This window comes from Phenylobacterium sp. J426, assembly GCF_024699945.1.
Lineage (GTDB): Bacteria > Pseudomonadota > Alphaproteobacteria > Caulobacterales > Caulobacteraceae > Phenylobacterium.
Map to the genome: position 1 here is coordinate 1,924,528 of NZ_JAJOMY010000001.1, position 22,663 is coordinate 1,947,190.

Consider the following 22,663-nt stretch of genomic DNA (forward strand, 5'->3'; position numbering starts at 1 on the left):
GCTCAGCGCCGGTGGATCAGCTCCACGACCTGCGGCTCGATGGCGGCGATATCCTGCTCGAACTTCAGGATCACGTTCAGGGTGTCACGGACCATCTCGGGATCGAGGCTGTCGGCGTTGAGCAAGACGAGGGCGCGGGCCCAGTCCACGGTCTCGGAGATCGACGGCGCCTTGCGCAGGTCGAGGGTGCGCAGCGTCTGGACGAAGGCGACCAGCTCGCGGGTCAGCTTCGCCTCGACGCCCGGCACGCGGCTGGCGACGATCTTCTCCTCGAGCGCGGCTTCCGGCAGCGGGATGTGCAGGTGCAGGCAGCGGCGCTTGAGGGCGTCGCCCAGGTCGCGGACGTTGTTGGAGGTGAGGAACACCAGCGGCGGGGTCTTGGCCTTGATGACGCCGAGCTCGGGCACCGAGACCTGGTAGGCGGACAGGACCTCCAGCAGGAAGGCCTCGAAGGCCTCGTCCGACTTGTCGACCTCGTCGATCAGCAGGATGCAGCCGTCGTCCTGGCGCAGGGCCTGCATCAGCGGCCGCGGCTCGAGGAACGGCTCGGAGAAGAACAGGTCGCCCATGCCGTGCAGGCGGTCCATGGCGGCGTCCATGGACTTGGCGTCGGCCAGAGCCTCGCCCATCCGGTCCTTGAGGATTTGGGTGTAGAGCAGCTGCTTGCCGTACTTCCACTCGTACAGCGCCTTGGACTCGTCGAGGCCTTCGTAGCACTGCATGCGGATCAGCGGCTGGCCCAGCATGGTGGCGGTCGACAGCGCGAGTTCGGTCTTGCCGACGCCGGCCGAGCCCTCGACCAGGATCGGCTTCTGCAGGTTCACGGCCATGTAGAGCGCCGTGGCGATCCGGCGCGAGGCGATGTAGCCGACGCCCGCCAGGCCCTGGATCAGGGCGTCGACGGACGCGAAGGGATCGGCGCCGGAATTGGCGGCCGCGGGCGTGGAAACGGTCAAAGGAACGGCTTTCGAAATCGCGGGAAAGAACCTGGCGATTGTGCCAAGCGCCCTCCCGCGACGCAAACGGCCGTTTGAAGATGCTAGGGCGCCGGCTTGATCTCGAAGCTGACGCCCTGGGCCAGCGGCAGGGTCTTGCCGTAGTTCAGGGTGTTGGTGGCCCGGCGCATATAGGCCTTCCAGCTGTCGGAGCCCGCCTCGCGGCCGCCGCCCGTCTCCTTCTCGCCGCCGAACGCCCCGCCGATCTCGGCCCGAGGGGCCGATGTTGACGTTGGCGATGCCGCAGTCCGAGCCGCGGGCGGAAATGAACAGCTCGGCCTCGCGCATGTCGTTGGTGAAGATCGAGGACGAGAGGCCCTGGGGCACGTCGTTCTGCAGCGCGATGGCCTCTTCGAGGTCGCGGTACTTCATGACGTAGAGGATCGGCGCGAAGGTCTCGCGCTTCACGACGTCGGTCTGGGCGTCCATCTCGACGAGCGCCGGGCGGACGTAGAAGGCTTCGCCGGCCTCGATGCGCTCGCCGCCGTGGACCTTGCCGCCGGCCGCCTTGGCGTCGGCGAGCGCCGCCTGGAAGCCCTTGAAGCTGGCCTCGTCAATCAGCGGGCCGACGAGCGTGCCGGTCTCGCGCGGATCGCCCACCGGCACCGAGGCGTAGGCCGCCTTCAGGTTGCCGACGAAGGTGTCGTAGTGGCTTTCGTGCACGAACAGGCGGCGCAGCGTGGTGCAGCGCTGGCCGGCCGTGCCCATGGCCGCGAAGGCGACGCCGCGGATGGCGAGATCGAGGTCGGCGGTGGGCGCGATGATCGCCGCGTTGTTGCCACCCAGCTCCAGCAGGGCGCGGGCGAAGCGCTGCGCGAGCCTCGGGCCGACGGCGCGGCCCATCGCGGTGGAGCCGGTGGCGCTGACCAGCGGCACCTTCGGGTGGTCGACCAGGGCCTCGCCGACGTCGCGGCCGCCGATGATCACCGCCGAGAGCCCTTCCGGCGCGTCGCCGAACTTCGCGAGCGCACGTTCGAACAGCGCCTGGACAGCGAGCGCGGTCAAGGGCGTCTTCTCGGACGGCTTCCAGACGCAGGCGTCGCCGCACACGAAGGCCAGCGCCGAGTTCCACGACCAGACGGCGACCGGGAAGTTGAACGCCGAGATGATCCCCACCACGCCCAGGGGGTGCCAGGTCTCCATCATCCGGTGGTCCGGACGTTCGGTGGCGATGGTCAGGCCGAAGAGCTGACGCGACAGGCCGACGGCGTAGTCGCAGATATCGATCATCTCCTGCACTTCGCCGAGCGCTTCCGAGACGATCTTGCCGGCTTCGAGGGTGACGACCCTGGCGAGATCGGCCTTGGCAGCGCGCAGCTCCTCGCCGAACACGCGGACCAGCTCGCCGCGGCGCGGGGCCGGCACGTTGCGCCACGTCAGGAAAGCTTCGTGCGCACGCTCGACGGCGGCGTTCACCTGGGCGACCGGGGTGTCGTGGACGTTGGCCATCACCTCGCCGGTGACGGGCGAGCGGACGGCGCGGTCGCCGCCGGTCCAGAGGCTCTCGGCGACGCCCAGGCGCTTGAGGACGTCGGCGGCTTCGGTCTTCGCCGAAGCGATCTTGGCGGGAGCGTTCATCAGTCTACTCGGCGGCGGCGCGCAGGAGGTTGGCGTCTTGCGGCGCGTAATAGCGGCCGAAGCGGTTGGCGAGGAAGTCCGGAAGCGCGATGTCTTCCTGGCGGATGAAGCCGGTGGACGGCAGCGTGCCGTCGGCCAGCATGTCCAGCACCGCGCAGATGGCGCCGGCGGTGGTGATCTGGATGGCGCTCTTCAGCTCGCCGTAGATCTCCTGGGCGTAGACCTTGTTGACGTAGGTCTCCTGCATCAGCCGGCCGTCCTTCATCCCCGAGACGGTGACGAAGACGATGACCACGTCCTGCATGGTCGCCGGCACGGCGTTCTCCAGGATGTCCTTCAGGACGTCGCGGCGATTGCGCAGGTTCAGGTCGTTGAGCAGCGCCTTGAAGATCGCGGCGTGGCCCGGATAGCGGATGGTCTTGTAGTTGAGGTTACGGACCTTGCCGTCGAGGGTGTGGCAGAGCGTGCCGAGGCCCCCCGAGGTGTTGAACGCCTCATAGGTGACGCCGTCGAGGGCGAACTCCTCGCGCTCCTCCATCGCCGGCGTCTCGCGCGGCTTGCCGTTCACGATCGCCTCGCACGGCTCGCAGTACTCGTTGATCACCCCATCCGTGGACCAGGTGAGGTTGTAGTTCAGGGCGTTGGACGGATAGCGGGGCAGGGCTCCGACCCGCAGGCGCACGTCGTGCAGCTCGTCGAAGTGCTTGGCGAGGTCCCAGGCAGCGATGGTGATGAAGCCGGGGGCCAGGCCGCACTGGGGGATGAAGGCGGTCTTGCTGTCCTTGGCCAGTTCGCGGACGACGCGGCTGGACGCCACGTCCTCGGTGAGGTCGAGGTAGTGGGCCTCGGCGGCCTTGGCGGCGCGCGCGACGGCGGTGGTCAGGTGGTACGGCGCGCAGTTTACGACCGCGAAACAGCCGGCGATCCGCTCGGCCACGGCGTCGGGATCGTCGATGGCCATGGCCAGGGTCTCGACGCGGTGCCGGCCGTCCAGCGCCGTGAGCGCCTGGGCCGACTGGTCGAGGACCAGGACTTCGTAGCTGCCGGAGCCCGTCAGCAGATCGACGACGGTCGACCCGATCTTGCCCGCCCCGATGACGGCGACCTTGCGCATGCTCATGCCTCCCTGACTGGCAGCGAGTCAGGGTCCGCCACGGCCCAGCCATTTACAATTGGCGCCTCGGCGGAATGCGGCGCTATTCTGGGCGCATCGCCGACGCGCCTGGACGGAACGACGAATGGACGATCTCGACGAGCATCTTCTGGCCCGCCTGCGCGAGAACGCCCGCGCCCCGGTGGCTGAACTGGCCCGCGCCCTGGGCCTGTCGCGGACGACCGTCCAGAGCCGGCTCGCGCGTCTCGAGCGCAGCGGCGTGGTCGCCGGCTATTCGGTGAAGCTCGCGCCCAGCTATGCGGCGGGCCGCGTGCAGGCGTTCATCATGCTCACCGTCGAACCGAAGCAGGCCGCGGCGGTGACCTCGGCGCTGAAGCGGATGCCGGGGGTCACCCGGCTGCAGTCGGTGAGCGGGCCCTTCGACATGATCGCCACGGCCGAGGCCGCTGGCGTCGCCGAGATGGACGCCATCATCGACGAGATCGGCGCGGTGAAGGGCGTCGAGCGCACGAACACCTCGCTCGTGCTCTCCACCAAGTTCGACCGTTAGGCGAAGTTCCGGTCCAGGCTGTTGTGGACGTCGGTGGCGGCGATGGCGCCTTCGCCCTCCGCCGTCGAGATCTGGTTGAGGCCGCGGACGACGTCGCCCGCGGCGTAGAGGCCGGGCACCGACGTCTCCTGGTGGCTGCCGACGATCAGCCGGCCGCTGTCGTCAAGCTTGGCGCCCGCCTGGACGGCGAGTTGGGCGCGCGGCGTGACGCCGAGCGCGGAGTAGACGACGTCGAAGCTGCGCTTCTCGCCCTCCCCCGAAGTCGAAGGCGGTGATTCTCCGCTTCTGGATCTCCACGGCCGGGACCGCGCTCTCGATGATGTCGACGCCAGCCTTGTGGAGGTCGGCCGCCAGGGCCTTCGGCAACGGTTCGGCGCCCACATGGATGAAGGTGACGTCGCTGGACCAGGTGCGGATGAAGATCGCCTCGCGGGCGCAGTGGTCGTCGCGGCCGATGACGCCCACGCTGCAGCCTGTCACCTCGTACCCGTCGCAGATCGGGCAGATGCGGACGAGGCCCTTTTCCACCCCGCGCTCGAGGCCCGGGATCTCGGGGGCGTTGTCGATGACGCCGGTCGCCAGGATCACCTTGCGGGCGCGGAAGGTCTCGTCTCCCGTCTCAATGCGGAAGCCGGACTTCAGCGGAACCAGCCTTTCGACCCGGCCGGTCCGGATGTCGGTCCCGTACTTCTCGGCCTGCTTGCGCATCCGCGACAGCAGCGCCTTGCCGTTCACGCCTTCCGGGAAGCCGGGGTGGTTGCGGCTGCGCGGGATCCAGGCGGCGCGGCTGCCGCCGGACTCGATCACCACGAAGCGGCGGCGGAAGCGGGCGAGGTAGATGGCGGCGGTCAGGCCCGCGGGGCCGGCGCCGATGATCACGCAGTCGAGGAGGTCTTGGTCACCCATGGCGCGGCGGGAACGCGCTCAGGGGCCAGGCGGCTCCAGATAGATGGGATTGCCGAGGATCCAGAGCTTGCCGTCGGGCCCGCGGACGTCGATGCGCAGCCAGCCCCGCGCCCCGTCGGCGCGAAGCTCCAGCACGCGGGTCTCGCCGTCGGCGAAGGGCGCGGTGTCGGTGCGTATCAGCCCCTTGGCCGATCCGGCGAAGGTGACGTGGCCGCCGGCGAGACCTGCAGTCCGGAGCTCGACGCGGGCGACATCGTCGGCCTTCAGCTTCAGGACGCCGCCCATGTGGACGGCCTGGCCGCCGGCGGTGGCGGTGACGTCAAGCAGCCGGTCGCGCGTGCCCTCGACGTCGACGAAGACGCGCCCAGAGCGGATCCCCGCGAGCAGCGCCGGCTGCGACAGGTTCTCGGCATAGACGACGGTCGTCGGCGAACCGACGGACTGGACGCGATCCAACGGCGTGGGACCGTCGTGGTTGTCCGAGCCGCCGACGCCGGTGAGGCGGAAGCCTTGGTTGAGCCGGGCTTCCCAGAACGGAATGCCCGTGCCGGGGCCCTCGGCGCCGAACTTAAGGGCTCCGCCATTGATGGCTTCGATCGCGGCGACGCGACGCCAGTCAGTCTCGGCCGTCCAGCCGCAGCCCATACAGGCCTCGCCCGACGGCAGGCCGGGATGGTTCACCGAGATGATGCCGCCGGCCTTCTCGAGCTGGTCCAGGAGGGTCCCAAGCTTCGGCGCGCGGGGGCCGCCCAGCTGGAAGTCGAGCGGCGCTGTGGCGCCGAAGACGTTGGCGTGGCCCTGGAAGGTGGTGATCTCACGGCCGGGGATCAGCACCATCCGGTCGTAATAGGGCTGCAGCTCGGTGAGGCCCTGCTGGTGCGAGACGGTGTTGTGCTCGGTCACCGCGATGAAGTCCAAGCCGCGCTGGGCGGCGGCCTCGGTGGTCCTGAACAGCGGACAGGGGACCCGCGCCCCGCTCTGGGCTGCGCAGGAGCCGTCCGAATGGGCCGAGTGCAGGTGCAGGTCGCCGCGGTACCAGCCGGGCGTGTCCTTCAGGGGCGCGGTCGCGAAGCCCTGGAAGTCAGATGGCCTGCGCTCGAACCAGATTTTCGCCGTGTAGGGCGCCTTCGAGGTCTCCCGGATCGCCGGCACGCCCAGCACCAGCCTCCACTCGCCGGCCGGGATGGGGCCCGGAAGGTAGGACGGCGTGGCGTAGGTCTCGGCGACGACGAAGCGGCTCCTGGCGCCGCCGCTCCAGCCGCGGAAGCGGACGGAGTCGCGGACGCCCAGATCGATCACCGAGCGCTCCTCCCGGCCCTGGTAGCTGAACTCGACGGTGACGGCCGTGACGCCGGCCGGGACCTTGAACGGGACCTCGCGGTAGGTCGCCAGGTCCCTGTAGGTCATCTCGCCTGTCAGGGTGATGTCCTGGGCCGCCGCCCCGGAGACGCACAGAAGCGCCGCGACCATCGCCGCCGCGCCCCCGTTCCAGACCTTGGTCATGCCCCACATCGCCAGCGGTATAGCACGACCGCCTTGAAGGTCCGGCCAAGCTCGGGTCGGGCCAGGTCGTCCCGGGCGCCGGCCTCGCCGCAGATGAACTGGGCGGCCCGCGGGTCGCCCCCGGTGAGGCCGATCTCGTTCGTCAGGTTCGTGCCGAAGGCGAAGAGCGTGACGTGGTCGGCGATGCTGACGTGTCAGTTCTGCTGAGGTAGCGGTGCGAAGGTCCGCTCGAACGCGGGTCGGCCTGTGGGTGTGAACTGGACGACACGCACGCCGGGCGTCCGCCGCAGCCAGCCGAGCTCGCAGAGGCGGGTGAAGAGGCCCGAACCGAAGGCCCCGGCCAGGTGGCTGCGCCTCGCGCTCCAATCGAGGCAGGCCTTGCACAGGGGCCGCCGGCCGCTTTCCGGCAGCGCGACCCCGAAGTCTCGGGCGAAGGCGCGGCCGGCATCGGTCAGCCGGAGGGCGCCGTCGGCGTCACTCAAGCGCCCCTGGGCGATCAGGGCGTCGAGCATCGCCACGCCCGCATCGCCCGCGAGATGGTCGTAGCAGACCCGCGCCTGCCGCAGCGCCGGATCCTTCGGCCCTGGCCGGGCGCGGCGGTGGCCGGCCCGCTCGGCGATGACGATGAGCTGCTCGAGCGCCTCGGCGACGTCGGCGCCGGCGAGGACGAAATAGCTGTGGCGGCCCTGGCGGCGTCGGGTCAGGAGGCCGCCGTCCTCAAGTCGGGCCAGGTGCGCGCTGGCGGTCTGCGCGGTGACGCCGGCCTCGGCGGCCAGCTCTCCAGCGGTCAGGGCTTGGCCGCTCATCAGCGCGCTAAGCATGTTGGCGCGCGCCGGATCGCCGACCAGGGCGGCGACGCGGGCGATGTCGGGTCCGAGCTTCATCGGGCGCAGACTACCCCGGAAATCCGCCGGCACGCTTCGATGGAGGTCGAAGCGTCGGGCGTCATCCTGCGGTAAGCTGCGCCGTCACCGGGGAGCCGCACATGAGCCAGGCCGAGCTGCGCACCATCCTCACGGCCTATGCCCGCGCCTGGGAGGCCGGCGATGTCGCCACGATGTTCGGCCTCTACGCCGACGACTTCACGCTGCACTACGGCGGCCGCAACGCGCTGACCGGCGTTCATCGCGGCAAGCCGGCGGCGCTGAAGGCGCTGGGCGATTTCTCGCAGCGGACAAGGCGGCGGCTGATCCGCATCGTCGACATCATGATCGGCGAGGCGCGCGGCGGGCTGCTGGTGCGCGAGGCGGTGGGGCCGGACGGCGCCGAGGTGGAGCGGCTGTTCGTCTATTCGGCGCAGGACGGGAAGCTGGACGAATGCTGGGCCTACGACGCCGAGCAGGCGCTCATCGACCGGCTGGTCGGGGCCGGCTGACGCTTCGCTCGGCTCCGAAGCATCGGCGCAGCGTCGGGAGGTAGGGTCTTCGGGAAACGGAGACCTCATGACCGTCACCTGCTGCATCCGCTACGTCATCGATCCCTTCCAGCGCGACGCCTTCGAAGCCTATGCCCGCAACTGGCTCCGCATCATCCCGGCCTGCGGCGGGGAGCTGCTCGGCTATTTCCTGCCGCACGAGGGGACCAACAATGTCGCCCTGGCGCTGATCTCCTTCGAGAGCCTCGCCGACTACGAGAGCTACCGCGCGCGGCTGAAGACCGACCCGGACGGGCGCCGCCAATTTCCGGATGGCGCAGGAGAAGCGCTTCATCCTGTCGGAGGAGCGCACCTTCCTGACCCCGGTGCGCGGATGATCGCGGTGATCTTCGAAGTGGAGCCGGCGGCTGGGCAGCGGGGCGCCTATCTCGACCTCGCCGCCGGGCTGGCCTCGGGCTTGGCGGAGATCGACGGCTTCCTGTCGGTCGAGCGGTTCGAGAGCCTGAGCCGCCCTGGCCGGATCCTGTCGCTCTCGTTCTGGCGCGACGAGGCGGCCGTCGAGGCCTGGCGCGACCGCGCCGATCACCGCGCGGCCCAAGGGGCTGGGCGCAGCGGCGTCTTCCAGGACTATCGCCTGCGGGTGGCGGCCGTGACCCGCGACTACGGCCTGCACGAGCGCGGGGACGCCCCGGAGGACTCCCGGCGCCGCCACGGGTGAGGCTAGGATCGGAGGATGAGCGACCCCTTCGACCTGCAGCGCTTCGTGGACGCCCAGACCGACGTCCACGACCGCGCCCTGGCCGAACTGCGCGGCGGGGCCAAGCGGACCCATTGGATGTGGTTCGTCTTCCCGCAGATCGCTGGCCTGGGCCTAAGCCCGATGGCGCAGGCCTATGCGATCTCAGGCCTGGCCGAGGCGAAGGCCTATCTGGCCCATCCGGTCCTGGGCCCGCGGCTCATCGCCTGCACGGCGGCGGTCAACGGCGTGGAGGGGCGGACGGCGCGGGAGATCTTCGGCCACCCCGACGATGCGAAGTTCCGCTCGTGCATGACCCTCTTCGCCCACGCGTCGGAGGAGCCTGTCTTCCGTCAGGCGCTCGACACGTACTTCGGAGGGGCCGAGGATCCCCTGACCGTGGCTCGGCTCTAGAGCTTCAGGCCAGTTCGAAGCGGATCGGCAGGCGCTTGGGCCCGTTGACGAAGACGGCCTCGCTCATCGCCGGCTCGCCGGCGAGTTCCACGGACCTGAGACGCGGGATCATCTCTTCCCAAAGGATCCGCATCTCCATCTTGGCCAGGTGCTGGCCGAGGCAGAGGTGAGCTCCGTAGCCGAAAGCGAGGTGCTTGTTGGGCTTGCGGTCGACGCGGAAGGTGAAGGGGTCCTCGAACACGTCCTCGTCGCGGTTGCCGGACGCGTAGCAGAGCATCAGCCAGTCGTCCTTCTTGAGCCGACGGCCCGCGAACTCGGTGTCGGCGGTGACGGTGCGCATGAAGGTCTTCACCGGGGTCGTCCATCGGATGGACTCGTCGACCAGCCCCGGGATCAGCGACGGGTCGGCATGCAGCTTGGCGAGTTCGCCCGGGTGCTCGGCGAGCGCCCAGAGGGCCCCCGTCGACGACGAGGTCGTGTCGTGGCCGGCTGTGGCGACGATGATGTAGTAGCTCAACGCCTCGAAGTCGGAGATCGGCTGGCCGTCGATCTGGCTGTTGGCGATCACCGAACCCAGGTCGTCGGACGGGTTCGCACGCTTCCGCTCGGACAGCGCCCTAAAGTACTCGAAGAAGTCGGTGATGACGCTGATGTCGATCTTCTGGGGCGCGGCGGCGGCCGAGAAGTCGGTGTCCTTGTGCCGCGACAGCTCGGGATCCGCGGCGCCGAAGATCTCCTGGGTGAGCTGCAGCATCCGGGGCTCGTCCTCCTCCGGCACGCCCATGATGCTCATGATCACGTGCAGGGGATAGCCGAGCGCCACCTCCTTCACGAAGTCGCACTCCCCTCCGGTGGCGGCCATCTTCTCGACGGTCGCCTTGGCGATCACCCGGATCCGGTCCTCCATCTTCCGCAGGTTCTGCGGCATGAACCAGGCCTGGGTAAGAGCGCGGTACTTCAGGTGGTCGGGCGCATCCATGTGGATGAGGGTTCGGAGCAGATGCGGGCTCCCGCCCATCATCGCCCGGACCTGCTCGTCGATCGCCTTCGTGGTGAGGACCGGGTTGCGGTCGCCGTTGTGGAAGAGATCGTTCTGGCGACTGATCTCGAGGATGTCGGCGTGCTTCGTGGCCACCCAGAATGGATCGAAGCCTTCGATGACAGCCTGGCCGAACGGCTCGTTCTTGCGCAGCCAACGATAGGTCTCGTGGATCTGGCCGTTGGCGTAGGCCCAGGGCTGCACCAGGGTGTCGGCGTAGGTCGCCGGAATCCTATGGTCCTCGCGGGTCATCACGCTCATCGCGATATCCGTCCCGGCTGACGCGAGGTCAGCGCAGACGACGCCTCCCATTTGTTCTTATCTTCGCCGGCAGTTTGATACCCGCGTGCGGCCAGCGGCAAGACTGACGGCGCGTCAAGCGGGATGGGAGGAACGGCATGCTGACGCGGGGCGACGACTATCCGATCCACCAGACGCCGGAGCCGATCGCGTACGCGGGCTCGGACCGCAACTTCTACGACCGCTACTTCTTCAACGCCTATTCGCCGGACGGCGCGCGCTTCGTCGCCGTGGCCTTCGGAGTCTATCCGGCCCTGAATGTCGCCGACGCCCACGTCTCGGTGCTGGAGGGCGAGACCCAGCGCTGCCTGCACGCGTCGCGCATCCTCAACATGGAGCGCATGGACCTGAGCGTGGGGCCGATCCGCATCGAAATCCTTGAGCCGCTGCAGCGGCTGAAGGTGACGGTGGAGCGCGCCGAGGGCATCTCTGCGGAACTGGTCTTCGAGGGCCGCGCCTTTCCGATCGAGGAGCCGCGGTTCGTGAAGCGCAACGGGCCGCGCCTGTTTATGGACTACACCCGCCTGACCCAGAACTGCTTCGTGTCCGGGTGGGTCGAGGTGGATGGCCGGCGCTGGGACGCTTCGAGCTGGCTGGGCACCCGCGACCGGTCCTGGGGCATCCGGCCGGTCGGCCTGACCGATCCGCAGCCGACGCCGGGCGGCCAGCTCGCCGGCTTCTTCTGGCAGTGGACGCCGGTGAACTTCGACGACCGCTCGGTCTTCTTCCACGTCAACGCCGATCCCGACGGCAGACCCTGGAACACCCGGGCGGTGATCCTGCCGGACGGCGCGGGGGCCGACGGCGGCGTCCATGCTGAGGGCGCCACCATGGAGGCGCTGCTGCGCCAGGGTCTGCGGCACGCCGAGCGCGGGACGCTGACCATTCCGCTGGAGGGCGGCGCAGCGCGCGTCGACTTCGAGCCGGTGGCCACCTTTCTCATGCGCGGCATCGGCTATGGCGGCGAGTGGCGGCACGGCGCCCTGCAGGGCGAGCTCAGGGTGGCGCGCGAGGACATCGACGTGGGTGCGGCGGACATGTCGGCCATGGAGAACCTGCACATCCAGGCGGTCTCGAAGGCTGTGCTGCGACAGCCGGGGGAGCCCGAGCGTCAGGGCGTCGGGGTGTTCGAGCAGTTGATCCTCGGACCGTACAAGCCTTACGTCCTCTAGACGCCTCTCAGCCCAGCACCTTCACCATCCTCGCGCCGGCCGGCAGCATCAGCGCCACCAGGAGCGTCGGGAAGATGAAGAGGATGAGCGGCACGGTCAGCTTGGCCGACAGTCCCAGCGCCTTTTCCTCCGCGCGCAGCATCCGCTTCTGGCGCATGTCCTGGGAAAACACGTTCAGCGTCTCGCCGAGGCTGGTGCCCATCTCCTCGGCCTGGCGCAGCATGGTGGCCAGGGCGCGGGCGTCTTCGATGCCCAGCCGGTCCGCGAACGCGGCCCAGGCGTCCTTGCGGGCGCGGCCGGCGCGGAGCTCCAGCACCAGGAAGCGCAGGTGCACGGTCAGGTTCGGATAGCGGCGCTCCAGTTCTTCCGTCACGCGGGTGACGGCGGCGTCGAGCGACAGGCCAGCTTCGACCGAGGCGACCAGCAGGTCCAGCAGGTCGGGGAAGCCGTCGGCGTACTCCTGCTCACGCTTGGTCTTGCGGCTCTTCAGCACCTGATCGGGACCGTAGAGCGCCGCCAGCGACAGGCTGACGGCCAGGACCAGTCCCAGCAAGTTGCCGCCCTTGCCGATCATCATCGGCAGCGTCAGGAGCACGCCGACCGTGGCCGCCGCAATCAGCGTGGCCTTGACGCCCAGGAAGATCACCGGCGCCTCGCGGCTGTAGAAGCCCGCCTGCATCAGCCGCGAGCGCAGCAGCGACACCTTGGCCGGATCGCGGACTGCGCTCTGCTGGCCCAGCCGGCGCACCGTCGAGACGAGCTGTTCGGGCAGGAGCCCGCCGGCTTTCTCGATGGCGGGCCCGGAGACTCCGCCGACCACGGCGCCCGCCAGGCGGCTGCGCCGCATGGCCCGGACGCGCAGCTCGGCGACGCCGAAGAACGCGAGGCCGGCGACGGCCCCGCCCACCAGCAGAAGACCCAGGCCGTAGATGATGGTCTCGAGCGCCATGCCTCAGAGCCTCATGTTGATCATGCGCCGCATGACGAGGTTGCCGATGGCGATCCAGGTCACGCAGCCGATCAGCGACCATTTCACGACGGGCTCGTGGATCACGTCGCCGTAGAATTTCGGCGAGATCAGCATGATCATGCCGACGGCGATGAACGGCGCGGCCGTCAGGATCGCCGCCGAGGCGCGGCCCTCGGCCGAGGCGGCCTTGATCTTCAGTCGCATCTTGTGCCGCTCGCGGATCGTGGCGGCGTTCAGCTTGAGAAGACCCGTGAGGTTGCCGCCGGTCCGCTCCTGGAGCCGAACCGTCGCGGCGAACAGATCGACGTCGGGATGCTGACAACGCTCGGACATGCGCTCGATCGCCTGCTCGAGGGTCGCGCCGTACGAGATCTCGTCGGCGGCCATGCCGAATTCGGTGCCCACCGGATCGGCCATCTCGCGGCCGACAAGCGCGATGGCGGTCGGCACCGGATGGCCCGCCTCGAGGCTGCGGACGATGATCTCCAGGGCCTGCGGCAGCTGGAAGCCGAGCGCATTGGCGCGGCGGCCGGCCATGAACTTGAGGATCAGGACCGGGAGGCCGACGCCGGCGCCCAGGGCGCCCAGCGGCGCCAGCCAGAGATTGCGCGAGAGCACCGCCAGGCCCGCGCCGCCGATCAGAGCGGCCAGGAGGACATAGCTCAGCCACTTCTTCTGATCGTAGGGCAGCCCCGAGGCGACGATCAGGTCGGACAGCTTGCGAAGGGCGCCGCCGCTGCGCTTGCCGGCCGCGGTGAGCCCGCGCTGCTTGCGCAGTTCGACGACCAGCGCCTGGATGCCGCCGTCGACCTTCTCGGCGACCTTGAGACGGCGATTCACCACCCGCTTCTGGGCGGCGCTGGAGAAGATGCCGATGACGGCCTGGGCGCCGGCGAAGACCGCGGCGAAGACCATCACCAGGAAGATGGTGCGGGCGTCGATGGTCATCAGGTCAGGGGGCTTGGACGGGTCGAAGTTGGCGGTGTCGTAGGGAATGCCCCGGCGGAGCATCTCGTCGAGGCAGCGCGGGCGGAGGCCGCTGGCCCGGAATTCGCCGTGCACGGTTCCGTCGGCGGCGGTGTGGGTGCGGTTGAAGGTGAAGATGTCCTGCATCTGCACGACGTTGCCCTCCATGCCGACGATCTCGGTGACGTGGGTCACCTTCCGCTTGCCGTCGGCAAGCCGCATCACCTGGACCACCATGCCGACGGCCGAGGCGATCTGGGCGCGCATGGCCTCGGGGCTGATGTTGATGCCGCCCATGGCGACCATCTGCTCGAGGCGGCCGATCGCTTCGCGGGGGTTGTTCGAGTGGATTGTGGCCATCGAGCCTTCGTGGCCGGTGTTCATCGCCTGCAGCATGTCGAACGCCTCCTCGGACCGGACCTCGCCTAGGATCACCCGGTCGGGACGCATCCGCAGCGCGTTCTTGACGAGTTCCCGCTGGCGGATCTCGCCCTTGCCCTCGATGTTCGGCGGTCGCGTCTCCATGCGCACGACGTGCGGCTGCTGCAGCTGAAGCTCGGCGGCGTCCTCGATGGTGATGAGACGCTCGCCCTCGCTGATCGCCGACGACAGCGCGTTGAGCAGCGTCGTCTTCCCCGAGCCGGTGCCGCCGGAGATGACCGTCGAGACCCGGGCGCGGACCGCGCCGTAGAGAAAGTCGGCGACGGCCTGGGGCATGGCGTTGAACTCGACCAGCTTCTCGAGCGTCAGCGGCTTCTTCGAGAACTTGCGGATCGAGACCGAGGCGCCGTCGATGGCGATCGGCGGGATGGCGGCGTTCACGCGGCTGCCGTCGGGCAGGCGGGCGTCGACCATCGGCTGACTCTCGTCGATGCGGCGGCCGACGCCGGCGACGATCCGTTGCACGATGCGCAGCAGGTGGTCGTTGTCGCGGAAGTGGACGGGGGTGAGCTCCAGCTCGCCGCGGCGTTCCACATAAACCTGATAGGGGCCGTTGATCAGGATGTCGTTGATCGAGTCGTCCTTCAGCAGCGGCTCAATGGGGCCCAACCCCACCATCTCGTCATAGATCGAAGCGCCCAGCTCCTCGAGCTCGGCGGTGTTCAGCGCCATCCGTTCGGCGCGGGCGAACTCCACCACCTGTCCCATCACCTGGCGGCGCAGTTCGGCCTCGTCCAGCTTGTCGAGCTTGGCGAGGTCCAGTTCGTCGATGAGCTTGGCGTGCAGTCGCAGGCGGAGGTCGAGCCGCTTGGCGTCGGCCGCCGGCGGCGCCGGGCGCGGCGACTCCCGGGGCGGTTCGACGGGCGGCGGCGCGGGCTTGGCGATCGGCTTGACGGGCGGCGCTTCCGGCGCGGACGCCGCTGGCGCGCGGGCGAGGCTGAAGCGGCCCATCACGCCGCCTTCGAATTGCGCGCCGGCGCGCCGGCCAGGCGTTCGACCAGCAGCTGGACGTCCTTGACGATCTTCGACTTCGGCCGGTGCTGGGCGATGGGGCCGCCCAGATTGGCGGATGCGGCCGCAGCCTCCCAGTCCGAGCTGACGCCGGCCTCCGCCTTGCGCTGCAGGGCGCGCTCGGCCTCGGCCATGGACGGCGCGGGGCCGAACATGCGGCTGGCGAGGCGATTAAGCACGATGCGCGGCTTCAGGCCGGAGCCGAGGGCGTGTTCGATCTCGTCGGAATAGGCGCGTGCGGCGAGCAGGGCCGGCACGGTCAGCTCGGAGATGACCAGCACCTCGTCACAGCCGGCCAGCGCTTCCAGGGTCCACGGCCGACGATGGCGCGGCACGTCCAGGATCACCCAGTCGTAGCACTCGCAAGCCACCTCCAGCATCCGCAGCACCGCCTCGCGCGAAACCGCGTCGAAGGCGCCCGGATCACGCACGCCCGCCAGCAGGTCGAGCTGCTTGGAGATCGGCGTGATGAAGGCCTGCAGCATGGCGGCGTCCAGGCGCTCGGCGGCCTGGCCGAAGTCGGCGAGGCGCATCGCGGCCTGGGCGCCGAGGTAGGCGGCGGCGGCGCCGTCGGCGAGGTTGAGGTCGATCAGGCAGACGCGCTCGCCGGTCGGCCGTGCGGCCAGGGCGGTGGCGATCTCGATGGCAAGCGTCGTGGCGCCCGCGCCCCCGACGGCCCCCGTCACAGCCCAGCAGCGACTTTCGCCGGCGGCCTGCGGCGAGGCGGCGGCCGGGCCGGCGGCGGCCAGCAGACCCTGAACGGCGGAGAGCAGCTGCTCTTCGGTGAAGGGCGCTTCCAGAACGTCGGAGTTGTCCAGCCGCAGCAGGTTCCGGACCAGGCCCGTCGGCAGGCTCTCGCCCACGAGCAGCACGGGCGGACAGGATTTCAGCGCCGACAGCGTCTTCACCGCCGCGGCGAGGTCCGGCGCCTCCCAGGCGTCGGCGTCGATCAGCACCAGATCACGCGGTCGCAGGGGCAGCTCGGCCAGGTCGACCACACTACCCAGTTCGAGATCGGCGCCGGCCAGCGCCCCCTTGGCGTGAAGCGCCAGCGACTGACCCAGGGCGAGGATGCGGCGGCCTTGGAGACGGACGTTCCCCATCACTGAACTCCGTCCTGGGTGATCGGCTTGTCCAGCCCCTTGCCGTCCAGGATCAGCTCGCCGGCCGTCGGCTCGCGTCCGGGCGGCCAGTGAGTGGCGGCGGCCTTCTGCAGGTCGGCCTGGGTGGCGAAGCGGGGCGTCACGATGACGATCAGCTCAGTCTCGGCCTTCTTCCACCGCGACGAGCGGAAGAGGGCGCCCAGCACCGGCACCTCGGCCACGCCCGGCACCTGCCGCAGGGCGTTGGTGTATTCGCGCTGGAACAGACCGCCGATCGCCAGTGACTGGCCGTCCTTCAGTTCCACGGTCGTGTGGGTCTTGCGGACGATCAAGCCCGGCACGGTGAAGCCCTGCACGCGCAGCGAGTTGGTGAAGTCGAGCTGGCTGACCTCGGGTTCGACTTCCAGGCGGATCAGGCCGTTGTCCTGGACCACCGGCATGAAGGCGAGGGCCACGCCGTATTTGCGGAATTCCAGGCTGATCAGGTCGTCGCGCTGGGGCACGGGATAGGGGTATTCGCCGCCGGCGTGGAAGGTCGCGGTCTGGCCGGGGATGGCGACCAGGTTCGGGCGGGCGAGCGTGCGGATGACGCCCTTCTCCTCCAGCGCCGTGAGCTGCGCCTCGAGGCTGACGTTGCCCCAGCCGCCCGAGAAGGCCACAGCGCCGGCTGCGGGGCTGGCGCCGATCAGGCCGTTGCCGACGCCGACGGCCCAGGAGTTGTTGCCGACGACCGCGCGGATGCCGAGGTCCTGCAGCGCCGAGCGGGTGGCTTCCAGCACCCGGACCTCGAGGATCACCTGCTGCGAGGCGCGAACGCTGACGCGGGAGATCAGGCCGTCCGGCGCGTAACGGTGTGCGATGGCTTCGGCCTTGTACTGCACGCCGGTGTCGGACACCTCGCCGGTCAGCATCAGCGCCTCGCCGAGGTTGCGGACGCGGAGCGGCTCGTTCGGGAAGGCTGCGGCAAGGTCCTGCTGCAGGCCGTCGGCGTCGTAGCCGACCCGGATGTCGAGGACTTCCTGCAGCCGGCCGCCCGGGCCGAACACCAGCATGTTGGTCGAGCCGAACTCGAGACCCTGGACGTAGAAGCTGCGGTCGGAAGTCGCGGTGACCTTGGCGATCTCGGGCTGGGCCACGACGATCCGCGCAGCGGGCTGTCCGAGGCGGAACGACAGCGACTTGTCGCGGGGCACGTGGATCGAGCGGCGCAGGGCGGACTCGCTCTGCAGCTCCTGGGCCAGCGTTGCGCTCGGCAGCGCCGCGACCGCCGAGGCGAGCGCGAAGGCGCAGGCCATGGCGCCGAGAAGGGTGCGGGTCATAAGCATGGGGGAACTTCCGGACCTCAGGTCGTCGCCGTGGGCTTCAGCGCGGTCTTCATCGCCGGCGCGGCCGGCGGAGCGGCGTCGACATTGCGGGGCTTGCGGTCGCGCTTCACCGCCTCGCCTTCGACGACCAGGATGCCGTAGGAGACCGGCCCGCCGCTGCTCGGCCGCCGCACCGCGGGCGCGCCGCCGCCGCCGGCGCGCGGGGCGCCGCCCAACAGGAAGTCGGTGGTGCGCAGCGGGCCGGCGTCCGCCACATCGGCCTCGCCGGAGCGCCGCAACGCCAGCGAAAGGGTGCCGAGCGTCGAGGCGATCGAGAGCTTCTGCGATTCCTCAACCGACACTTCGATGGTGGCGGTGCTGGGCGTCGCCGGCTTCTCGGACGTGGGGTCGGCGTTCAGGTCGATGCCCAGGACGCGGGCGTTCTGGACGACGATGTAGGAGATGTAGTTGCGGTCGGGGCCTGTAGGCGTCAGGTCGCGCAGCAGCACCACGTCCACCCGGTCGCCCGGCAGGGCGTGACCGCCGACGCCGGTGGCGTCGCTGACCTTCAGCGTATAGGCGCGCATGCCTTCGGCGACTTCAGCCGCCACGGTGGGCCGGGAGCCCGGACCGGAAATCTTGGTCGGCAGGACGGGCTCGCGGGCGGCCATCGGCGTCAGCGCGACCGGCGCGCCCTTGTCCGCGGCCAGAACCTGCTCGATCGTCGAGAACGCACCCTGGGGCGCCAGATTGGCCGGCGCCTTGACGATGGTCAGCATGCCGGGCTGCAGCCGGTCGCCGTACTTGATCTCGCGGGAGGCGACGACGATCGGCACGCCCTCCTGGGCGGGCGCAACGGCGCTCTGGGCCGCGCCCCTGCCGGGCAGCACGGTCTTGGCGACCACCAGGGCGCCCAGGCCGAGCACGGCCGAGGCCGCGAGGCTTACGATGGTGACGACGCGCATCCGTTCTGGCTCACGACTTCAAGAATTCTTCTTTCGGATCGTGAGGTTAACGGCCGCGGACTTGCGATATCCCCAACAAACGCGGTGAACGTCCGCTAAGCATTTTGAACAACGTCGCTAGCCCGACCCAAGGGCAGGCGGTTACGGTCCGCCGCCATCTCGGGAGGACGTCCGATGCATCTGCGGCGGCTGGGGAATTCGGGGCTGAAGGTCAGCGTGGTCGGCCTGGGCTGTAACAACTTCGGCATGCGCATCGACGAGGCCCAGACCCAGGCCGTGGTGGACGCCGCGATCGCGGCCGGGATCAACTTCTTCGACACGGCAGACATCTATGGCGCCACGCAGTCGGAGGTGTTCCTGGGCAAGGCGCTCGGCCGCCGGCGCAAGGACGTGATCGTCGCCACCAAGTTCGGCATGGCGGTGAAGGGCGACCAGGCGAAGATGGGCGGCTCGCGCCGCTGGATCATGCAGGCCGTCGAGGACAGCCTGACCCGTCTGGGCACGGACTACATCGACCTCTACCAGTTCCATACGCCGGACGCCGATACGCCGGTCGAGGAGACGCTGCGGGCGCTGGACGACCTCGTCCGCCAGGGCAAGGTTCGCTACCTCGGCAACTCCAACTTCGCGGGCTGGCAGATCGCCGACGCCGACTGGATCGCACGCACCGAACACCTGAACCGCTTCGTCTCCGCGCAGAACGAGCTGTCGCTGCTGAACCGCAGGTCGCTGTTCGAGGTGCTGCCAGCCTGCGAGCGCTTCGGCCTGGGCTTCCTGCCCTATTTCCCGCTGGCCTCGGGCCTGCTGTCGGGCAAGTACCGGCGGGGCGAGGCCCCCGGGCAGGATACCCGGCTCGCCGCCTGGGGCGAACGCGGTCAGCGGGCGCTGACCGAGGAGAACTTCAATAAGGTCGAGGCGCTGACCGCCTGGGCGGCGGCCCGCGGCAGGAGCCTGCTGGACCTCGCCTTCGCCTGGCTGCTGGCGCAACCCTCCGTCTCCTCGGTGATCGCCGGCGCAACGCAGCCCGGGCAGATCGCCGCCAATGCCGCGACGGCGGACTGGGCGCTCACCGCCGACGAGGTCGCCGAAGTCACCAAACTGGTATCCTGATCCATGTACGACCTGCTCAAGGGCCTCCGCGTGGTGGAAGGCGCGGCCTTCGTCGCCGCACCCACCTGCGCCCTCTACCTCGCCCAGTTCGGCGCCGAGGTGATCCGCTTCGACAACATCGGCGGCGGGCCCGACTTTCGGCGCTGGCCGCTCGCGGAGAACGGCGAGAGCCTCTACTGGGAGGGGCTGAACAAGGGGAAGAAGTCGATCGCCATCGACCTATCCCGACCGGAGGGCCGCGAGATCGCCCAGGCGCTGGCGGCGGCGCCGAACGGCGAGGGAGAGGATGGCGGCCTGTTCGTCACCAACTTCCCGGTCGATGGCTTCCTGTCCTACGAGACCCTCTCGAGGCTGCGCCCCGACCTGATCTGCGTCCGCGTCATGGGCTGGGCGGACGGCTCGCAGGGGATGGACTACACGATCAACGCCGCGCTGGGCCTGCCGCAGATGACCGGACCGCAGGACGACCCCCGGCCGGTGAACCATGTGCTGGCCGCCTGGGACCTGCTGACCGGCGCCTACTGCGCCTTCACCCTGGTCTCGGCCCTGCTGGCCCGTCACCGCACGGGGCAGGGCCGCGAGATCCGGGCGCCGCTGTCGGACATCGCCGCCGCGACCATGGCCAACCTCGGCTTCACGGCCGAGACGCAGTTGCAGGGCCATCAGCGCCCACGCATGGGCAACGACATCTTCGGCGCCTTCGGCCGCGACTTCCGAACCGCCGACGGCAAGACCCTGATGCTGCTCGCCATCACGCCCAAGCAGTGGTCGAAGGCGCTGGAGGCGCTGGGGCTGAAGGATGCGGTCGCGGCCGTGGAGGCCGAACTCGGCGTCTCGTTCGCCACCGACGAGGGCCTGCGCTTCACTCATCGCGCGAGGCTCTACCCGCTCTTCGAGCAGGCGTTCGCGACGAAGACCCTGGCCCAGCTCGCGCCCGCCTTCGACGCCGGCGGCGTGACCTGGGGGACCTACCAGCCGCTGGAGGCGGCGCTGGACGACCCGCGGCTCTTCAAGGGCAATCCGCTGTTCCAGGACATCGCGCAGCCCAGCGGCCTGACCTATCCGGTCCCAGGCGCGCCGGCGACCATCCCGCAGGACGAACGCCTGCCGGTGCGGCCGGCGCCTCGGCTCGGGCAGCACACCGACGAAGTGCTGGCGGAGGTGCTCGGGCTGCCGTCCACCGAGATCGCGCGGCTGCACGACGCCGGCGTCGTGGCCTAGGCGGCGGACAGCCTCACCAGCACTGTTCCCTCGGTCACCTGGCCGCCGAGGCTGGCTGAGACCTCCTCGACCTTCCCGTCGAAGGGCGCCTGGAGGGCGTGCTCCATCTTCATGGCCTCGAGGACGACCAGCGGCTGCCCTTTCGTCACAGTGTCGCCGGCCTTCACCGAGACCTGGGTGACCTTGCCCGGCATCGGCGCGCGGATGGCGCCGTCGCCGGCCCCCTCGTCGGCGTCGGCGGCGGGCGGGTGGTCCTTGAAGACGTGGGCTTCGCCGCACTCGAAGACGACGATGTCCCCGTCGTCGGTGACGAGCACAGAGCGATCCGGCGCGTCGGGCCGACTCTCGCAGACCACCGCCCTGCCGTTGGCGAACAGCCGGACCCCGGGCTCCGGCTCGCGGTTCAGGCGGAAGCCGAACAGCCCCTTCCACGGATCGTCGGCTTCGCCCTCCTCGAGGGTCAGGGTGGCGGCGTCGGCGGCGGCGGATCGCGCGGCCGGCGAAGGCTCGCCCTGCTGGGTGAGGTCCTGCAGGCGCCGCTCGATGAAGCCGGTGTCGACGTCGCCGGCGATGAAGTCGGGTTCTTCCAGGCAGCGCACCAGGAAGCCGGCGTTGGTCTTCACCGGGTAGACCTCGACGGCGTCGCAGGCGTCGGCCAGTTCGGCGATCGCCTGCTCGCGGGTGTCGGCGTGGGCGATCAGCTTGGCGATCATCGGGTCGTAGAAGGGGGTCACCTCGCCGCCGTCTTCGACGCCGGCGTCGACCCGCACCCCCTCCGGCAGGCGGAAATGGTCTAGCGGTCCGGTCGAGGGCAGGAAGCCGGAGGCCGGGTTCTCGGCGTAGAGACGCGCCTCGACGGCATGGCCCGTGAGCGTGATCTGGTCCTGCTTCAGCGGCAGCGGCTCGCCCTGGGCGACGCGGATCTGCCACTCCACGAGGTCGAGCCCCGTGACCATCTCGGTGACCGGATGCTCCACCTGCAGGCGGGTGTTCATCTCCATGAACCAGATGCGGTCCGGCTTCAGGCCTTCCGAAGCGTCGGCGATGAACTCCACCGTGCCGGCGCCGACATAGTCCACGGCCTTGGCGGCGCGGACGGCGGCGGCGGTGACGGCCGCGCGGGCCTCGTCCGACATGCCGGGCGCGGGCGCCTCCTCGATCACCTTCTGGTGGCGGCGCTGCAGCGAGCAGTCGCGCTCGTAGAGGTGGACGACGTTGCCGTGGCTGTCGCCGAACACCTGCACCTCGATGTGGCGCGGGCGGGTGACGTAGGTCTCGAGCAGCACGCGGTCGTCGCCGAAGCTGGCGGCCGCCTCGCGCTTGGCCGCGCCGAGCGCCGCCGCGAAGTCCTCGGCGCGCTCGACCTTGCGCATGCCCTTGCCGCCGCCGCCGGCCACCGCCTTGATCAGCACGGGGTAGCCGATGCGATCGGCTTCCGCCTTCAGGGTCGCTTCCGACTGGTCCTCGCCGAGGTAACCCGGCGTCACCGGCACGCCCGCCTGGGCCATCAGCGACTTGGCGGCGTCCTTCAGGCCCATGGCGCGGATCGCGCCGGGCGGCGGCCCGATCCAGGTCAGGCCGGCCCTAGCGACGGCCTCGGCGAACTCGGCGTTCTCGGACAGGAAGCCGTAGCCGGGGTGGATGGCGTCGGCGCCGGCTTCCCTGGCCGCCTGGATGATCTTGGCCTGAACCAGATAGCTCTCGCGCGCCGGCGCCGGGCCAATATGGACGGCGATGTCGGCGTCGTGCACGTGGGCCGCGTCGGCGTCGGCGTCCGAGAAGACGGCGACCGTCTCGATGCCCATCTGCCGGGCCGTGCCGAACACCCGTCGGGCGATCTCGCCGCGGTTGGCCACCAGGATGGATCTGATCTCTTTCCGCTTGGCCATC

At 69.9% G+C, this 22,663-nt stretch carries 19 protein-coding genes and 2 pseudogenes; 7 read left to right on the forward strand and 14 right to left on the reverse strand.

The features are described from left to right. Positions 1 to 2 precede the first annotated feature (2 nt). The 3 genes and pseudogenes from LRS10_RS10155 to LRS10_RS10165 form a co-directional block, all read right to left on the reverse strand. Positions 3 to 830, reverse strand: a complete 828-nt coding sequence (locus tag LRS10_RS10155; protein WP_257839128.1) for a MoxR family ATPase — start codon at positions 828 to 830, stop codon at positions 3 to 5. 209 nt (positions 831 to 1,039) lie between these two features. Beyond that, positions 1,040 to 2,573 (reverse strand): annotated as a pseudogene (locus tag LRS10_RS10160) (aldehyde dehydrogenase family protein). A gap of 4 nt (positions 2,574 to 2,577) precedes the next feature. Further along, entirely contained in the window at positions 2,578 to 3,687 is a 1,110-nt protein-coding gene (locus LRS10_RS10165; protein ID WP_257837150.1) for a saccharopine dehydrogenase family protein, read from the reverse strand. Positions 3,688 to 3,811: 124 nt separating this feature from the next. On the opposite strand from LRS10_RS10165, the gene LRS10_RS10170 reads away from it, so the two are divergent. Then, complete coding sequence (locus LRS10_RS10170) at positions 3,812 to 4,237, forward strand: Lrp/AsnC family transcriptional regulator (protein ID WP_257837151.1); 426 nt, start codon at positions 3,812 to 3,814, stop codon at positions 4,235 to 4,237. On the opposite strand, the gene LRS10_RS10175 is transcribed toward LRS10_RS10170, so the two are convergent. The 4 genes and pseudogenes from LRS10_RS10175 to LRS10_RS10190 form a co-directional block, all read right to left on the reverse strand. Continuing rightward, positions 4,234 to 4,620 carry an NAD(P)/FAD-dependent oxidoreductase gene (locus LRS10_RS10175; RefSeq protein WP_257837152.1) on the reverse strand — a complete coding sequence of 129 codons (387 nt, stop codon included), beginning with the start codon at positions 4,618 to 4,620 and terminating at the stop codon, positions 4,234 to 4,236. The two genes, LRS10_RS10170 and LRS10_RS10175, sit on opposite strands and share 4 nt — an antisense overlap. Beyond that, positions 4,586 to 5,143, reverse strand: a pseudogene (locus LRS10_RS10180) (NAD(P)/FAD-dependent oxidoreductase); the annotation flags it as partial. The gene LRS10_RS10175 and the pseudogene LRS10_RS10180, both read right to left, overlap by 35 nt. 18 nt (positions 5,144 to 5,161) lie before the next feature. Next, the gene (locus tag LRS10_RS10185; protein WP_257837153.1) at positions 5,162 to 6,646 is read right to left on the reverse strand and encodes a CehA/McbA family metallohydrolase; all 1,485 of its coding nucleotides are present in this window, start codon (positions 6,644 to 6,646) and stop codon (positions 5,162 to 5,164) included. Positions 6,647 to 6,840: 194 nt separating this feature from the next. Further along, on the reverse strand, positions 6,841 to 7,530 hold the full coding sequence (locus tag LRS10_RS10190) for a helix-turn-helix transcriptional regulator (RefSeq protein ID WP_257837154.1): 690 nt from the start codon (positions 7,528 to 7,530) through the stop codon (positions 6,841 to 6,843). 101 nt (positions 7,531 to 7,631) lie between these two features. On the opposite strand from LRS10_RS10190, the gene LRS10_RS10195 reads away from it, so the two are divergent. The 3 genes from LRS10_RS10195 to LRS10_RS10205 all read left to right on the forward strand — a co-directional run bounded on the left by LRS10_RS10195 (position 7,632) and on the right by LRS10_RS10205 (position 9,171). Beyond that, positions 7,632 to 8,021: a nuclear transport factor 2 family protein gene (locus LRS10_RS10195; RefSeq protein WP_257837155.1), complete on the forward strand. Its 390-nt coding sequence runs from the start codon at positions 7,632 to 7,634 to the stop codon at positions 8,019 to 8,021. Positions 8,022 to 8,088: 67 nt separating this feature from the next. Then, complete coding sequence (locus LRS10_RS10200; protein WP_257837156.1) at positions 8,089 to 8,739, forward strand: NIPSNAP family protein; 651 nt, start codon at positions 8,089 to 8,091, stop codon at positions 8,737 to 8,739. 15 nt (positions 8,740 to 8,754) lie between these two features. Then, a complete protein-coding gene (locus tag LRS10_RS10205) occupies positions 8,755 to 9,171 on the forward strand; it encodes a DUF1810 domain-containing protein (RefSeq protein ID WP_257837157.1) in 417 nt (138 codons plus the stop codon). A 4-nt stretch (positions 9,172 to 9,175) separates the two neighbouring features. Here the strand turns inward: LRS10_RS10205 and LRS10_RS10210 are convergent, their stop codons facing one another. Further along, complete coding sequence (locus LRS10_RS10210) at positions 9,176 to 10,471, reverse strand: cytochrome P450 (protein WP_257837158.1); 1,296 nt, start codon at positions 10,469 to 10,471, stop codon at positions 9,176 to 9,178. A 137-nt stretch (positions 10,472 to 10,608) separates the two neighbouring features. Between LRS10_RS10210 and LRS10_RS10215 the strand changes: the two genes are divergently transcribed. Continuing rightward, positions 10,609 to 11,682 (forward strand): hypothetical protein, encoded by a 1,074-nt coding sequence (locus LRS10_RS10215; RefSeq protein WP_257837159.1) that lies wholly within the window; start codon positions 10,609 to 10,611, stop codon positions 11,680 to 11,682. A 7-nt stretch (positions 11,683 to 11,689) separates the two neighbouring features. Here the strand turns inward: LRS10_RS10215 and LRS10_RS10220 are convergent, their stop codons facing one another. Genes LRS10_RS10220 through cpaB form a run of 5 tightly spaced genes read right to left on the reverse strand, consistent with a single transcriptional unit; the run spans position 11,690 to position 18,442 of the window. Next, the gene (locus tag LRS10_RS10220; RefSeq protein WP_257837160.1) at positions 11,690 to 12,631 is read right to left on the reverse strand and encodes a type II secretion system F family protein; all 942 of its coding nucleotides are present in this window, start codon (positions 12,629 to 12,631) and stop codon (positions 11,690 to 11,692) included. A gap of 3 nt (positions 12,632 to 12,634) precedes the next feature. Beyond that, entirely contained in the window at positions 12,635 to 15,010 is a 2,376-nt protein-coding gene (locus LRS10_RS10225; RefSeq protein ID WP_257837161.1) for an ATPase, T2SS/T4P/T4SS family, read from the reverse strand. Further along, positions 15,010 to 16,173, reverse strand: a complete 1,164-nt coding sequence (locus LRS10_RS10230) for an AAA family ATPase (protein ID WP_257837162.1) — start codon at positions 16,171 to 16,173, stop codon at positions 15,010 to 15,012. The genes LRS10_RS10225 and LRS10_RS10230 overlap by 1 nt, the downstream gene beginning before the upstream one ends. Next, positions 16,173 to 17,498, reverse strand: a complete 1,326-nt coding sequence (locus tag LRS10_RS10235; protein ID WP_257837163.1) for a type II and III secretion system protein family protein — start codon at positions 17,496 to 17,498, stop codon at positions 16,173 to 16,175. Before LRS10_RS10235 ends, LRS10_RS10230 begins: the two co-directional genes overlap by 1 nt. Positions 17,499 to 17,515: 17 nt before the next feature. Next, positions 17,516 to 18,442: a Flp pilus assembly protein CpaB gene (cpaB, locus tag LRS10_RS10240; RefSeq protein ID WP_257837164.1), complete on the reverse strand. Its 927-nt coding sequence runs from the start codon at positions 18,440 to 18,442 to the stop codon at positions 17,516 to 17,518. A gap of 174 nt (positions 18,443 to 18,616) precedes the next feature. On the opposite strand from cpaB, the gene LRS10_RS10245 reads away from it, so the two are divergent. Both LRS10_RS10245 and LRS10_RS10250 read left to right on the forward strand, forming a co-directional pair. Further along, positions 18,617 to 19,552 (forward strand): aldo/keto reductase, encoded by a 936-nt coding sequence (locus LRS10_RS10245; RefSeq protein ID WP_257837165.1) that lies wholly within the window; start codon positions 18,617 to 18,619, stop codon positions 19,550 to 19,552. Positions 19,553 to 19,555: 3 nt separating this feature from the next. Then, positions 19,556 to 20,773, forward strand: a complete 1,218-nt coding sequence (locus LRS10_RS10250) for a CoA transferase (protein ID WP_257837166.1) — start codon at positions 19,556 to 19,558, stop codon at positions 20,771 to 20,773. Here LRS10_RS10250 and LRS10_RS10255 read toward each other — a convergent pair. Then, positions 20,770 to 22,662, reverse strand: a complete 1,893-nt coding sequence (locus tag LRS10_RS10255; RefSeq protein ID WP_257837167.1) for an acetyl/propionyl/methylcrotonyl-CoA carboxylase subunit alpha — start codon at positions 22,660 to 22,662, stop codon at positions 20,770 to 20,772. The two genes, LRS10_RS10250 and LRS10_RS10255, sit on opposite strands and share 4 nt — an antisense overlap. Position 22,663: the final 1 nt, after the last annotated feature.